The sequence below is a fragment of the Sedimentibacter sp. zth1 genome (assembly GCF_017352195.1).
Lineage (GTDB): Bacteria > Bacillota > Clostridia > Tissierellales > Sedimentibacteraceae > UBA1535.
The window spans coordinates 914,542-927,618 of the sequence record NZ_CP071445.1; the positions used below are offsets into that span (position 1 = coordinate 914,542).

The window sequence follows — 13,077 nt, forward strand, 5'->3', positions numbered from 1 at the left end:
CTTCTCTTGATACTAATCTTCCTAGTCCATCATATTTATATGATGAATATGTACCATTTTAATTTAGTGTTCCTGTTAGCTGATTTGCTCCATTGTATGTGTATTCATAGTTTGATCTTTCACCTTCTGAATTTAACTCAGATATTATGTCTCCATTTACAACTCCAGCTGTTTTTATATTTTGTCAATCAAAAGAACCTTCCCTATGTTTTCACGGGTTTTTCAGACCCTCCTGCTATTTTGATTCTGTCTCTACCCAGGTTGATAACTGATTCACTCATGTATTCTTTATCGATGAGAAAATCTTTGAAGGATTGGATGCTGTTGAGCTTTTTATTGATGGTGGTTGGTTCATAGGAATTTTCCAACAAGTGGTTTTTGTAGCTTATGACGGTGAATCTATTCAGTGTAGCTTCAAAGGTAATATCTCTTTCAGCAAGAAACCTGATGAACCCCTTGATATCGCCAGTGTAGCTTTCAACTGTTTTTATCTGATTTGCCTTTTTCTGTCAGGTACTCTCCAAAGTTTTTGATGTAATCCATTTTCACTCCTTTCATTGCATGACAAAGAGACTACCTGTCGTAACAAGTAATCCCTCGTGTTTTACGTTTTATAATGTTTTTTGTATTCGTACCGTGGTTGATTCAGATTTGTGATTTAGAACTGATTTTACCTACTTTCCTCCCCGAATAGGTAAGTGTCAGCTTCAAGTGACTGCAGAATGATTATTATGTAGACAGATTTCCTTCTTCAAACGAAAAGAAACCCATGGTATGACTGGGATTGTCGAAACCATGGGCTGTGTGTTTAGTTATGTTGCTAGTTTTTAAGTAATTATGAAGTGAGCTGTAAAATTATTTCCATTGAAATTCCTTTACAAAATCATCGTAGCAATTATTGCACACCCAATGGTATTCATCAATTGTTGCATATGCCACATCGCCTTTTTTGAGTTCGTCCCAACAAAATGCACAGTGATTATGTGCTTCTAGTTCATAAACCATTTTATTCAGTTTAACCCCTTGAAGATAATTCTTTTGATTTGTTATTCTCCAATCATTTTCAGACATAGTTCTTTCTCCTTCTTCTACTTTGGTATGATACTTCCATCTGGATTGACTCTAAACTGCCTACCATCTGGTCCTTTATAATCCCAATGTGGTCCAATCGGTTCAGGATGGTCCAAATCAGGATGTAATGATTCACCCGTTTTTGGATTATACCAACTCCCTTTACCTGTTTCTGGTCCACCAGAACCTCTCCATTCCCAGTCCTCACCTGGTGATTCAGTCGGGTCATCTCCAGGATACTCAACTTCTGGAAGTTCAACTTCATTATTATCATCGGAATTTTCTGTAACTGCTTCATAGATTCTCATACCACCATAGATAAGTACACCACCAATCAATATAAATGGTATGGCAACATCATCTACTACTCCAACCCCAGTAGCATCGTCTGCAACTAAACTACCTGATAAAACAAGCACTCCTGCACCAAAACCACTACTCTTTCTAATCTCAGGTTGTTCAATCTCAAATGAGTAGCACTCAACATCTTGACTCGTCCCCTCACTACCACTAGTTAAATCATCCCAAGAAGATGAATAATTTATATCATAATTGCCTAAAATTGAACGTAACAGGTCTAATCTATCATGTTTTCGCAGTTCATTTTCCAAATCTCTTTGATGACATTTCAAGTCTTTTTCTTCCTCTATTGTATTCCACTCTATATCAATACTTCCTGCTGATATTTTTATAGCCTCTTGATTTGATTTCGCTAACTCTGCTGCTGTTACTGTTACATCATATTTTTCTACTCCAGTACCGGGTATTTCTTTTGTATCATAATCATTTTTATAGATTTTTGTAATTTTTACAGTACGTTCATACGTATATATTATTCTACTACCATTGTCATCTTTGATTGCTTCATTCCAATCACCATATTCAGTATGTGTATCGTCAAGATAATATGTCTTTGGTCGTAACTCTCTCATCAACTCAGCATTTTGATGTGCTATGTTTTGCTTTTCTGTATGCTTTCCTGTTTCTAGGAAAATATCATAATCCTCAAACCATATTTTACTCATACTTGATATTTCACTATCCACTTCTGACCTTGACATAGCTAATATCATTGATTTTGTATATACTGCTAAGTGTCCTGTAGGGTCTACATAGTTTACTGGGTTATTTAATGCGTATGCATATTGGTTTAGTGATTGTGGATTTGATATATTACCTCTATAGGTGTCTTCTGTCATAAATCTTCCTACATTTGGATTATACCATCTTGCATTCATATATACAAGTGATGCCTTATCATCATATAGATGCCCTGTATAGCCTCTTAAGTTGTATGGTGATTTTATACCTGTTTGTATGTTTCCAAATACATCATATCTATAGTCTTCTATCTTGTCTCCATGTCTATCTCTTAAGGCTGTTGTTGATGATAATCCATCGAATTCATAATACATTAATCCGCCATTTGTATTTATTGTTTCTTCTTTTGATGGTGATATTCTTCCTTTTAGTCCAAACATCTTTTGTTGTGTACCTAAATTGTACACCTTTAAGGGGTCACTCCAAACCGTCCCTATGTTTCTTCCTACCTTTCCGTTGGAAATAGATGGGTGTTAGCTCAAAGTAACTGCAGAACTTATATTATGTAGTGTGATATTTCTCTGCAAACGAAAAGAAAGCCATGGAACGATTAGATTTGTCTACTCCATGGCTTTTGCGCTGAATTATACAGTTGGTTTCTATCTAATTATACAGTCAGTCAGTGTAATCTCTGGTTCCCATTCTGAAATTACTTCAATAACGTAATTCATAGTAACTATAACAAAGTGTTTCATGTCTAAATAGTCATAGATTCCCGAACCAATTTTTTCAATAAATCGACCATACTCACCATCATTAATCAGATAAATAATATTTTTAAATTTCTCGCCTTTTAGGCGTTTAATCTCATCCCGATTAAATAAATCACCCAAAATTATTCCTTCATCTAATACTCTCAAGGCAGTAATTGCACCAAAGTCAAGCGTTACAACTACTTCTGCACTTCTTAATTTTACAATCAATCCATCCTCTTCATTTTGAGTAATAAATGATTGATAATTCCCTGCTGGGATTGTTCCTGTAAAAATTTCATTCCATTTTTCCATCATATTATCTCCTATCTAATAGCGAATCTTATATATTTTCTTATTAGATATTTTAATTTCTAGTGTTGCTCCACCAGTTGCACTACCTGGTCTTGCAACAACTTTAGTCCCATTGCTCAATATTCCTACTTTTCCAGGACCATATTGCGTCTGGATGTTTGTTACATCTGATGGGTTCAAGCTTTCAAAATCACTTAGTGTTTGCTCGTAACCTCCACTTTTTTCAAAGTTTCTTGCTACTCCGGCGCCATTAGTTGTTTCGTTAGCACTTCCGATTATGTCATCAACAGTTTTACCCGTCCCCTCACTACCACTAATTAAATTATCCCAAGAAGCGAACATTACATCTAGTCCACCATGAGTACTTAATGCTCCAGAAGCTAAGTATTCTGTTGAAACTGCCATCACTGGCACGCCAATAATTGCTCCTCCACCAGTTAATGTAGCGGTAAAACCTTCAACTTCTCCTACTACTCCAGCTCCTATTTTAGCAACTCCAAATACTGTTTCGGCTACACCAAGTTCAAATGATATTACATCTCCAATTTTTTTACCAACATTATAACATCCATCGTATGTAACATTTGGTGCTATTATATTAGATTCAAATGATTGTAAACCTTGTGACATACCTGACGAATATTTTTCATCATTATAGCCTACAGTTGAACGTAACTGATCTAATTGATTAGCATGTGCTTGTAGTTCATTATTTGCTACTGAATCACCTATTCCTTTAAATACATCACCAGTACCATACCAAATTTTTTGATACCATTTTAATTCTTTATCTTCCTCTATTGTATTCCACTCTAGTTCAGCACTTCCTACTATACTTTCTATTGCTTCTTGATTTTCTTGTGCTATTTCTTTTGCTGTTACTGTTACATCATATTTCTCTACTCCAGTACCGGGTATTTCTTTTGTTTCATAATCATTTTTATAAATTTTTGTAATTGTTACAGTACGTTCATATGTATATATTATTCTACTACCATTGTCATCTTTAATTGCTTCATTCCAATCACCATATTTAGTCTCTGTATCGGCAAGATAATATGTATATGGACGTAATTTCCTCATCAAGTTTGCAATTATCTTCATCAATTTTAATCAACAAATGCATATGATTATCCATAATACAATAAGCAATTATACAAAATTATAGTTCTTCTCTTATTTCTTTTAATATTTCTAGAATTTTATTTTTGTATATAGAACTCATAAATATTTTCTCTTTATTTATTCCTCTTATCATTATGTGATATATTCCAGTAGAACTTTTTACCCGTGCTTGTCTTGGCATATTTCACCTCAATCCTTTATTGTTTTATTATATTATGTGTACCTAAATTGTACACCTTTAAGGGGTCACTCCAAACCGTCCCTATGTTTTTCAACATACTTTTTTTGTTCTTTAAATAGCCTCTTATTCTCTCTACCCGCTACATGTTCCACTATAGTTTTTAGATAATTAAGCCAAAAAAGACAGCTAATGTCCATAATAAAACTACAGCATTTATTAATATTCCCAAAACTGTAAATAATTTATTCTTCTCCTTATGAAACAGTCCAATAATTCCTAACATTAAGCCTAATGGTTTCGTAATCAATTCTACTTTACTTCCAATATTGAGTATCTGAACTTGCATAAATAACATTTCTCCAAACTTGTGGTTTAAGTACGAATATAGGGCCAAATAAATTGCGACTGAAAGTAGCACATTAAATATACCTAATACAAATGAAATCAGCCCTGTTATTGAGTAATTATGCTTATTTGACATATTAATTATCAACTCCCTAAATCATAATATTTTTATCCTTTAATCGGTACAAATGGAAGTTGAACAAACCATATAAACAAGAGCATTAGCACCCCAAGTAAAATTGCCTGCCAACTGTTTAAGTCAAATCTGACAATTGCATAAATCATAGCAATTATCTCTAATAAATACAGAAGTGTATGCCATAGTGGTAGCTTAATTGTTCCTCCACATTCGTTGCAATAATATGTATATCTGTAATCTACTAACTTTATTTTTTGCCAATATGATATAGTATACTTGCTGCAATTAGGGCATTTATATTTTGAATATCTTTTCAAAAAGTTCATTGTACACCTTCCTTTACTTATAACCGTCTTTTTTCCATTTTGATTTTATTATATTGTCATATGACCCATATGAACCAGGCGAATCATATGGTCCAAACTGTTCATATGAAATTATTTTATCATCCCGAACATATACTTGTATTGTAGCAACATCCAGTCCCTGATTCGTCTCAGTTCTTAATAGAATGTAAATATCACCTGCTTGTATAGTAACTCCATCTCTATTGTAAGTATCATTTTTGGGCTTATTCATACTGATACCAGTGTCTACACCGGAAGCTACTAACCCTATCCCGGTTTTCATTGCACCAAGTGCCCCTAGCCCAATATTTTTCGCAGTATTTCCAATAGATGCTTTTCCATTTTGTTCTACATCAATAACGTATGCAGTTAGTGTCCCAAGAACAGGTCCAACTGCAGGTATAGTACCTCCTAAAAAGCATATAACATCATCGCGTTTTTGAAGATCACGTATGTCGTCAAGAGAAAAAGCATGTGCTATATCAGTTGATACTCTTGTGGTTTTATCGCTGCTTGCAAAAGCATAGTCTTCCACATCGATACCATTTTTCATTTGAATTTCTTGTATAGCTCTTATGGTTGCATCCATACCTGACAGATTGTTCTTTGATTTGTAATCATCGAACAATTTCCTCAATACTAGGATAGTGTCTGAGTCAGTTTGTGATAGTTCACCATCACCCGTCCCCTCACTACCATTAGTTAAATCATCCCAAGAAGATGAATATTTTATATCATTATTGCCTAAAATTGAACGTAACAGGTCTAATCTATCATGTTCTCGCAGTTCATTTTCCAAATCTTTTTGATGACATTTTAATTCTTTTTCTTCCTCTAGTGTATTCCACTCTATATCAATACTTCCTGCTGATATTTTTATAGCCTCTTGGTTTGACTTTGCTAACTCTGCTGCTGTTACTGTTACATCATATTTTTCTACTCCAGTACCGATTCTTTCTTTTGTATTATAATCATTTTTATAGATTTCTGTAATTGTTACAGTACGTTCATACGTATATATTATTCTACTACCATTGTCATCTTTAATTGCTTCATTCCAATCACCATATTTAGTATTTGTAGTATCCAGATAATATGTCTTTGGTCGTAATTTTCTCATCAAGTTAGCAATTTATCTTCATCTAATTTTAATCAACAAATACATATGATTATCCATAATACAATAAGCAATTATAGTTCTTCTCTTATTTCTTTTAATAGTCCTAGAATTTTATTTTGTATATAGAACTCATAAATATTTTTTCTTTATTTATTCCTCTTATCATTATGTGATATATTCCAGTAGAACTTTTTACCCGTACTTGTCTTGACATATTTCACCTCAATTTTTTATTGTTTTATTATAGTTTTTCTGTACTACTGTTTTTATATTTTGTTAATTAAAAAGAACCGTCCCTATGTTTTTACTTTTTTCAAAACTAAAAGGAACCCATAAAATGACTGGGTTTGTCTATTTCATGGGTTTTGCAACAATTTATGTTGCTAGAAATGATTATTTATATTGTCAGTTTATGTTAATAATATCATCGACTTATTTCTTGAATAAGCCTGTTTGATTTAACATTTTTATCCTTGTACATTTTCAAAATATCAATCGTTTTTGTTTTTAATTCAAAAATATTATCATCTAACTTATCAGGTATTAAGCTCTGAACATCTTCCAATTCTGTGCCTAAATGTATCACATCGACGATTTCTTTATCAAAACTATTATCTATCAATTTATTTAGAGTACTTGGATTAAAAAGCAAATGTTCTACATCTTCTATCTCCATAACTTTTTCTTCTAAAGCTGTTAATAGCCCCAACTCAAGTATAGCAATTAATTGCTCACTTTCATGTTTTCCTTCTTGCTGAATCTTTACTTTCAATTTGTCCTCCTTCTATTAATTACTCCATCCTGGTTTAACTTTCACATCAAAGACTTTTCGATGAGAACTGTTGGTGAAAAAACAATGTATTTCGTTGAAGGTGCAAAGAACGCTAAGAAAGGTGTTGCGGTAATTGTCAGAATGGAAAGATTCGAACAATGTTGCCAACTACACTAAAAGATTTCTTAAAACTATTCATCTTGCTTTTTTTAATTACGCTTAAAACAATTTATTGACATTTATACCGTTAGTTCTTTTGTTTAATTTCAATCTTCTTACAAGTAATTCTACCGTCAAGTGGCCAAGCTGAAATTGAAAAAGTAACAAATTCATCTTCTTCGCTGACCCCGACATCTTGAATGAAATACTTATAATCTAGTTTTCCTTCTTGATTCTTTCCCTTACTATATGATTTGTCATGAGAAAGATTAAGGCTGAAACAATTCAGAAAATGACAAGTTACTAATCCAGATTCTTTTTTTCCAAAAAACTGAATTTTTGCATTTTCAAACCATTCATCTATGTCTAGTTTTTCAATTGTAGCATCAATCACACCTAGTTCAATTAGTTTTTTTTCTATTTCGTGCATGTTTTACTCCTTTACTTATTGTATGGAATATGCGCATTTGGGCTATCGTATGGAACTATGTTTCCATTGATATCTAGCGAATTTCCAGCTTCGTCATATAGATGCATATGTCTATAATTTGTTACTTTATCAGCTGGGTCGATTCTTACTCGGTAATTCCCATTTCCATCCTTGATATGTACAAAATCATTACCATTTGGTCCATTTGAACTGTATGTCCAACCATCTGGTAATGCATCCTCAAGTTCATTAAGTCCCATTTTATTTAAATCATTTGGACTTAAATTGTCAAGATGTCTCGTCCCCTCACTACCACTAGTTAAATTATCCCAAGAAGCTGACACTACACCTAGTCCACCATGAATACTTAATGCTCCAGAAGCTAGTCCACTTACTGAAATTGATATTGCGGGCTCGGCAATAGCTTCTCTACCAGTTAATTTGGCAATGGAACCTCCAAATCCTACTACTGCTGAAGCTCCTGTTTTAATAACTCCCCATCCTGTTTCGGCTAAACCAAGTCCAAATGATATTACATCTCCAACTTTTTTACCAACATTATAACATCCATCGTATGTAACATTTGGTACTATTATATTAGATTCAAATGATTGTAACCCTTGTGACATACCTGATGAATATTTTTCATCATTTTTGCCTACAGTTGAACGTAACTGGTCTAATTGAATAGCATGTGCTTGTAGTTCATTATTTGCTACTGAATCACCTATTCCTTTAACTACATCACCAGCACCATACCAAATTTTTTGATACCATTTTAATTCTTTTTCTTCCTCTATTGTATTCCACTCTAGTTCAGCACTTCCTACTATACTTTCTATCGCTTCTTGATTTTCTTGTGCTATTTCTTTTGCTGTTACTGTTACATCATATTTCTCTACTCCAGTACCGATTATTTCTTTTGTATTATAATCATTTTTATAAATTTCAGTAATTTTTACAGTACGTTCATACGTATATATTATTCTACTACCATTGTCATCTTTAATTGCTTTATTCCAATCACCATATTTAGTATTTGTAGTATCCAGATAATATGTATATGGACGTAACTCTCTCATCAGTTCAGCATTTTGGTGTGCTATGTTTTGCTTCTCTGTATGCTCTCCTGTCTCTAAGAAAATATCATAATCCTCAAACCATATGTCACTCATACTTGATATTTCACTATCCACTTCTGACCTTGACATAGCTAATATCATTGATTTTGTATATACAGCAAAGTGTCCTGTAGGGTCTACATAGTTCACTGGGTTATTTAATGCATATGCATATTGGTTTAGTGATTGTGGATTTGATATATTACCTCTATAGGTGTCTTCTGTCATAAATCTTCCTATATTTGGATTATACCATCTTGCATTCATATATACAAGTGATGCTTTATCATCATATAGATGTCCTGTGTAGCCTCTTAAGTTGCATGGTACTGATATACCTGTTTGTATGTTTCCAGATACATCATATCTGTAAAATATCAAATGGGACCGTAGTTTTATACTGATTATTTTCAGCATATAATTTACGTCCCCATTTACATTCAGTTCACTAATACAGAACTTAGTCTAACGCTTTTATTGTTCTTATACTTAGTTTGTTTATATTCTAGACTCCTGTTTTTCTTTTTTAATCTGTTTCCAGTCCTTTATGCTTATCCAATTAACATAAATAAAATATATTAACGTTAATAATATTAGTATTCGAGCAAGCAAAGTTCCTCGAAAAACAATAATATATCGGTTTATAAAAAACAAAAATGTGTATGCTACTCCAAATACCGGATGCTTTATTATCATAAATCCAACAATACATATCATAGGCAAAACTCCCAGCATAACAAATGATATAATCGGATCAATAACAAATAATCCTGGCACAAATAATAAGACTCCAATTACTCCCATAATAATAATTTGTTTTCCTGTTTTCTTTTTTCTTCCATTTCATTTTCTTCCTTGTCTTATATGTTGAAATTCAATTATTTATTTTCTATTTATCACCCAATTCACCATGTTATTTAGGGACGATTCTTTTTGATTGACATTATTAATTTTTACTTTTTATCTCTCGCCCAATATCTGCAACTTTATAGTAAGACATACTGCATATTTCTGCTACATCCCTATAAGAAATTATCTCTAATTTTATTAATATTTCAGCTAGTTTTTCCATTTTGTCAGTATCTATTTGCGTCTGGTCTACTAACACCTTTAAGGAGTCACTCCAAACCGTCCCTTTGTTTTCCTATGAAGTGGATGCAGAATTATAGTTCTATAGTGAAATCTTTTCCGTAAAGAAAAAAGAAACCCATGAAATAACTGGATTCGTCGATTTCATGGGTTGTGTTAAGAGTTATGTTGCTAGTACTTCATTATTTATGTAATGACTTCAATCATTCTTGCTCGCATCAAAATAATGTGATTCAAATACCTCAACAAAGAGATTATTGCTCTCTATTTTATTTAATACTTCATCACTTGATTCATTTGCCCCAATATACATATTGAAATCATAACCAAAGTGAACATAAAAAGAATCATCAGAAACTAGTTTAAACCACATTTTTTCCCTTAGCACACATGGTACAACTTTTTTTATCTCTTCTTTTGATAAAGACATACCATTATCTAAATTATCACAGTCTTCATATATTTCTAAATCTATAATTTTCAGTTTATTTATTCTGTTACATTCCATTAGCTAAATTATCGACTCAATATATAATCTTTCATACTCAAGATATTCGTCTTTCGTAAATACCTTGCCATCATATTGTTTTCCCACATCACTTAAAGATGTCCATTCATCCTTTAAATAAGCTCCATAACTGTCACGATATTGAGGATTGTATTTTGTTATCCGCCACATGTAATTCATAAGTTAATCTCCAATTCTGTTTAGATTTATATCATAAGTACCCATTCTAGTCTTCTTACTACTTAAGTTTTTGAAAGAATCAGCCATTTTCCAAACACCACATCTGGAGTAATATATTTATTACCTTTCTTGTAAACAGGCCGTCCATGACTCGTATAATTAGTTTTTTGGAAATCAAATTCTTTAGCTACTTCCGTTGCTTCCTTCGTAGTCTTAAATCCAGTTTTATCCGCCCCCTAAACTGTAATCTTAAAAAGCAGCCAAAAGAAAAGCGTTAACTTTTTACAATTACCACCATTATATCACCCTTCTATTACACGTAAATGCACCTCTAAAAAGCAACAGGAATATTTTCCAAGCCTAACGTACGTACAACTGATTTCAGTAAAACATCTCACAGGGCTTATAAGGGTTATATATATAGTAGTTATGGTATTGATTTCGCTAGGCACTGAGTATCCCCGACCAAAAGAAAAAGCGATAGCAGAAGAAAGCTCCCTACTATCGCATTAATAATTATTTCATTACTTAAATTTCTATTTCATCAAAATCACTGCTAGATAATACTTCGCTTAACCGTTCGTTTAGCATAACTTTCTTTACTTCTTCACTATGAAAGATGACGTGGAATGGCGTTGGCTCTGTCGGAAAATCATCATAATTTCGACCTTTTGCCCATTCTATAGCTGTATCCTTCAATATTTCCAGTAAAATCTCAAAATCCTTTGGTTCCGTTTCAAGAATGTAATTGGAATTTTTAATTATCAAAACATAACTACCACTTGTTATCCAGTCTAAATCATTGATACATTCATCAAAAGCAGCCCAATTATCACCAAGATAGTCAGGAAACTCAAAAGCTTTAGCAAACTCAACAAAAACCTCATCAGTCGATTTGCATTTATTTCCATCTACAATAGCGATATAACTCCCTTCTTTAAAGTTCATATTGCTTTCTAAATCATACCAGTTACAGTACACCTCATGTACAAATGGTTCCTTTAACCCAATTAGTTTATCTATTTTCATTGATGTCATCACCTCAACTATTCTACTTTTGTAAATGTATTGTAATGGTCATCCGTATACCAAACAGAACCATCCTCACCAATAACAACTCTTTCAGCACCTCTGTTCTGACCTTTTACATACGGATTCACATCATATTCTCTATATGTCGTGTTCTCAGGAAGTATTTGACCTCCTCTACCATCATTTTTAAAGGTTCTTCCACCCTTGTATCCTTTTGGCGAAGCACCATTGTTTAACTTGATATCATCTACTATATCTAACGCTTTTTGAGGTACACCTTTACTCGTCCCCTCACTACCACTAGTTAAATTATCCCAAGAAGCTGACACTACACCTAGTCCACCATGAATACTTAATGCTCCAGAAACTAGTCCACTTACTGAAATTGATATTGCGGGCTCGGCAATAGCTTCTCTACCAGTTAATTTGGCAATGGAACCTCCAAATCCTACTACTGCTGAAGCTCCTGTTTTAATAACTCCCCATCCTGTTTCGGCTAAACCAAGTCCAAATGATATTACATCTCCAACTTTTTTACCAACATTATAACATCCATCGTATGTAACATTTGGTACTATTATATTAGATTCAAATGATTGTAACCCTTGTGACATACCTGATGAATATTTTTCATCATTTTTGCCTACAGTTGAACGTAACTGGTCTAATTGAATAGCATGTGCTTGTAGTTCATTATTTGCTACTGAATCACCTATTCCTTTAACTACATCACCAGCACCATACCAAATTTTTTGATACCATTTTAATTCTTTTTCTTCCTCTATTGTATTCCACTCTAGTTCAGCACTTCCTACTATACTTTCTATCGCTTCTTGATTTTCTTGTGCTATTTCTTTTGCTGTTACTGTTACATCATATTTCTCTACTCCAGTACTGGGTATTTCTTTTGTTTCAAAATCATTTTTATAGATTTCTGTAATTTTTACAGTTCGTTCATATGTATATATTATTCTACTACCATTGTCATCTTTAATTGCTTCATTCCAATCACCATATTCAGTATGTGTATCGTCAAGATAATATGTCTGTGGTCGTAATTCACACATCAACTCAATATTTTGGAGTGCTATGTTTTGATTTTCTGTATACTTTCCTGTCTTATCGGAAATAGCTTTATCCTCAAACCATATTTTACCCATATTTACTATTTGTTTATCTAGCTCTTTTCTAGACATATTTAGTATTTGGTCTTCTGTATATACCGCTAAGTATCCTGTAGGGTCTACGTAGTTTACTGGGTTGTTTAATACGTATGCGTATTGGTTTAGTGATTGAGGATTTAATATATTACCTCTATAGGTATCTTCTGTCATAAATCTTCCTACATTT

At 32.9% G+C, this 13,077-nt stretch carries 18 protein-coding genes and 1 pseudogene; all 19 read right to left on the bottom strand.

Annotated features, from left to right (window positions below; genetic code table 11):
* Positions 1 to 203: 203 nt before the first annotated feature.
* Positions 204 to 491, bottom strand: coding sequence for a site-specific integrase (locus JYG23_RS04480; protein ID WP_207237949.1), 288 nt, complete (start codon positions 489 to 491; stop codon positions 204 to 206).
* A 364-nt stretch (positions 492 to 855) separates the two neighbouring features.
* Entirely contained in the window at positions 856 to 1,071 is a 216-nt protein-coding gene (locus JYG23_RS04485; protein ID WP_207237349.1) for a hypothetical protein, read from the bottom strand.
* A gap of 17 nt (positions 1,072 to 1,088) precedes the next feature.
* Positions 1,089 to 2,579 (bottom strand): RHS repeat-associated core domain-containing protein, encoded by a 1,491-nt coding sequence (locus tag JYG23_RS04490; protein WP_207237350.1) that lies wholly within the window; start codon positions 2,577 to 2,579, stop codon positions 1,089 to 1,091.
* Positions 2,580 to 2,771: 192 nt separating this feature from the next.
* Positions 2,772 to 3,182: a hypothetical protein gene (locus tag JYG23_RS04495; protein WP_207237352.1), complete on the bottom strand. Its 411-nt coding sequence runs from the start codon at positions 3,180 to 3,182 to the stop codon at positions 2,772 to 2,774.
* Between the two features lie 12 nt (positions 3,183 to 3,194).
* The gene (locus tag JYG23_RS14815; RefSeq protein ID WP_242631632.1) at positions 3,195 to 4,283 is read right to left on the bottom strand and encodes a hypothetical protein; all 1,089 of its coding nucleotides are present in this window, start codon (positions 4,281 to 4,283) and stop codon (positions 3,195 to 3,197) included.
* Positions 4,284 to 4,341: 58 nt separating this feature from the next.
* Complete coding sequence (locus JYG23_RS04505) at positions 4,342 to 4,485, bottom strand: hypothetical protein (protein WP_207237354.1); 144 nt, start codon at positions 4,483 to 4,485, stop codon at positions 4,342 to 4,344.
* Positions 4,486 to 4,645: 160 nt separating this feature from the next.
* A complete protein-coding gene (locus JYG23_RS04510; protein ID WP_207237355.1) occupies positions 4,646 to 4,966 on the bottom strand; it encodes a hypothetical protein in 321 nt (106 codons plus the stop codon).
* A gap of 32 nt (positions 4,967 to 4,998) precedes the next feature.
* Positions 4,999 to 5,295 (bottom strand): hypothetical protein, encoded by a 297-nt coding sequence (locus tag JYG23_RS04515; protein WP_207237357.1) that lies wholly within the window; start codon positions 5,293 to 5,295, stop codon positions 4,999 to 5,001.
* Positions 5,296 to 5,308: 13 nt separating this feature from the next.
* The gene (locus JYG23_RS04520) at positions 5,309 to 6,436 is read right to left on the bottom strand and encodes a hypothetical protein (RefSeq protein ID WP_207237358.1); all 1,128 of its coding nucleotides are present in this window, start codon (positions 6,434 to 6,436) and stop codon (positions 5,309 to 5,311) included.
* 424 nt (positions 6,437 to 6,860) lie between these two features.
* A complete protein-coding gene (locus tag JYG23_RS04525) occupies positions 6,861 to 7,208 on the bottom strand; it encodes a DUF3969 family protein (RefSeq protein WP_207237360.1) in 348 nt (115 codons plus the stop codon).
* A 247-nt stretch (positions 7,209 to 7,455) separates the two neighbouring features.
* Complete coding sequence (locus JYG23_RS04530; RefSeq protein WP_207237361.1) at positions 7,456 to 7,797, bottom strand: hypothetical protein; 342 nt, start codon at positions 7,795 to 7,797, stop codon at positions 7,456 to 7,458.
* A gap of 11 nt (positions 7,798 to 7,808) precedes the next feature.
* Positions 7,809 to 9,299 (bottom strand): RHS repeat-associated core domain-containing protein, encoded by a 1,491-nt coding sequence (locus tag JYG23_RS04535; RefSeq protein WP_207237363.1) that lies wholly within the window; start codon positions 9,297 to 9,299, stop codon positions 7,809 to 7,811.
* Between the two features lie 117 nt (positions 9,300 to 9,416).
* Positions 9,417 to 9,722, bottom strand: a complete 306-nt coding sequence (locus JYG23_RS04540; protein WP_207237364.1) for a hypothetical protein — start codon at positions 9,720 to 9,722, stop codon at positions 9,417 to 9,419.
* A 142-nt stretch (positions 9,723 to 9,864) separates the two neighbouring features.
* Positions 9,865 to 9,990, bottom strand: coding sequence for a hypothetical protein (locus JYG23_RS15015; RefSeq protein ID WP_256440307.1), 126 nt, complete (start codon positions 9,988 to 9,990; stop codon positions 9,865 to 9,867).
* Between the two features lie 216 nt (positions 9,991 to 10,206).
* Positions 10,207 to 10,515: a hypothetical protein gene (locus tag JYG23_RS04545; protein ID WP_207237366.1), complete on the bottom strand. Its 309-nt coding sequence runs from the start codon at positions 10,513 to 10,515 to the stop codon at positions 10,207 to 10,209.
* A 3-nt stretch (positions 10,516 to 10,518) separates the two neighbouring features.
* The gene (locus JYG23_RS04550; protein ID WP_207237367.1) at positions 10,519 to 10,695 is read right to left on the bottom strand and encodes a hypothetical protein; all 177 of its coding nucleotides are present in this window, start codon (positions 10,693 to 10,695) and stop codon (positions 10,519 to 10,521) included.
* Between the two features lie 3 nt (positions 10,696 to 10,698).
* Positions 10,699 to 10,895 (bottom strand): annotated as a pseudogene (locus JYG23_RS14820) (toxin C-terminal domain-containing protein); the annotation flags it as partial.
* Between the two features lie 328 nt (positions 10,896 to 11,223).
* A complete protein-coding gene (locus JYG23_RS04565; protein ID WP_207237368.1) occupies positions 11,224 to 11,724 on the bottom strand; it encodes a barstar family protein in 501 nt (166 codons plus the stop codon).
* 17 nt (positions 11,725 to 11,741) lie between these two features.
* Complete coding sequence (locus tag JYG23_RS15110; RefSeq protein ID WP_242631633.1) at positions 11,742 to 13,061, bottom strand: ribonuclease domain-containing protein; 1,320 nt, start codon at positions 13,059 to 13,061, stop codon at positions 11,742 to 11,744.
* Between the last annotated feature and the right edge of the window lie 16 nt (positions 13,062 to 13,077).

Coding starts and splice junctions, on each gene's coding strand:
- JYG23_RS04485 (WP_207237349.1), bottom strand. CDS start 1,071: ATGTCTGAAAATGATTGGAGAATAACAAATCAAAAGAATTATCTTCAA.
- JYG23_RS04495 (WP_207237352.1), bottom strand. CDS start 3,182: ATGATGGAAAAATGGAATGAAATTTTTACAGGAACAATCCCAGCAGGG.
- JYG23_RS14815 (WP_242631632.1), bottom strand. CDS start 4,283: ATGAAGATAATTGCAAACTTGATGAGGAAATTACGTCCATATACATAT.
- JYG23_RS04505 (WP_207237354.1), bottom strand. CDS start 4,485: ATGCCAAGACAAGCACGGGTAAAAAGTTCTACTGGAATATATCACATA.
- JYG23_RS04510 (WP_207237355.1), bottom strand. CDS start 4,966: ATGTCAAATAAGCATAATTACTCAATAACAGGGCTGATTTCATTTGTA.
- JYG23_RS04515 (WP_207237357.1), bottom strand. CDS start 5,295: ATGAACTTTTTGAAAAGATATTCAAAATATAAATGCCCTAATTGCAGC.
- JYG23_RS04520 (WP_207237358.1), bottom strand. CDS start 6,436: ATGAGAAAATTACGACCAAAGACATATTATCTGGATACTACAAATACT.
- JYG23_RS04530 (WP_207237361.1), bottom strand. CDS start 7,797: ATGCACGAAATAGAAAAAAAACTAATTGAACTAGGTGTGATTGATGCT.
- JYG23_RS04540 (WP_207237364.1), bottom strand. CDS start 9,722: ATGGGAGTAATTGGAGTCTTATTATTTGTGCCAGGATTATTTGTTATT.
- JYG23_RS15015 (WP_256440307.1), bottom strand. CDS start 9,990: ATGGAAAAACTAGCTGAAATATTAATAAAATTAGAGATAATTTCTTAT.
- JYG23_RS04545 (WP_207237366.1), bottom strand. CDS start 10,515: ATGGAATGTAACAGAATAAATAAACTGAAAATTATAGATTTAGAAATA.
- JYG23_RS04550 (WP_207237367.1), bottom strand. CDS start 10,695: ATGAATTACATGTGGCGGATAACAAAATACAATCCTCAATATCGTGAC.
- JYG23_RS04565 (WP_207237368.1), bottom strand. CDS start 11,724: ATGAAAATAGATAAACTAATTGGGTTAAAGGAACCATTTGTACATGAG.
- JYG23_RS15110 (WP_242631633.1), bottom strand. CDS start 13,061: ATGACAGAAGATACCTATAGAGGTAATATATTAAATCCTCAATCACTA.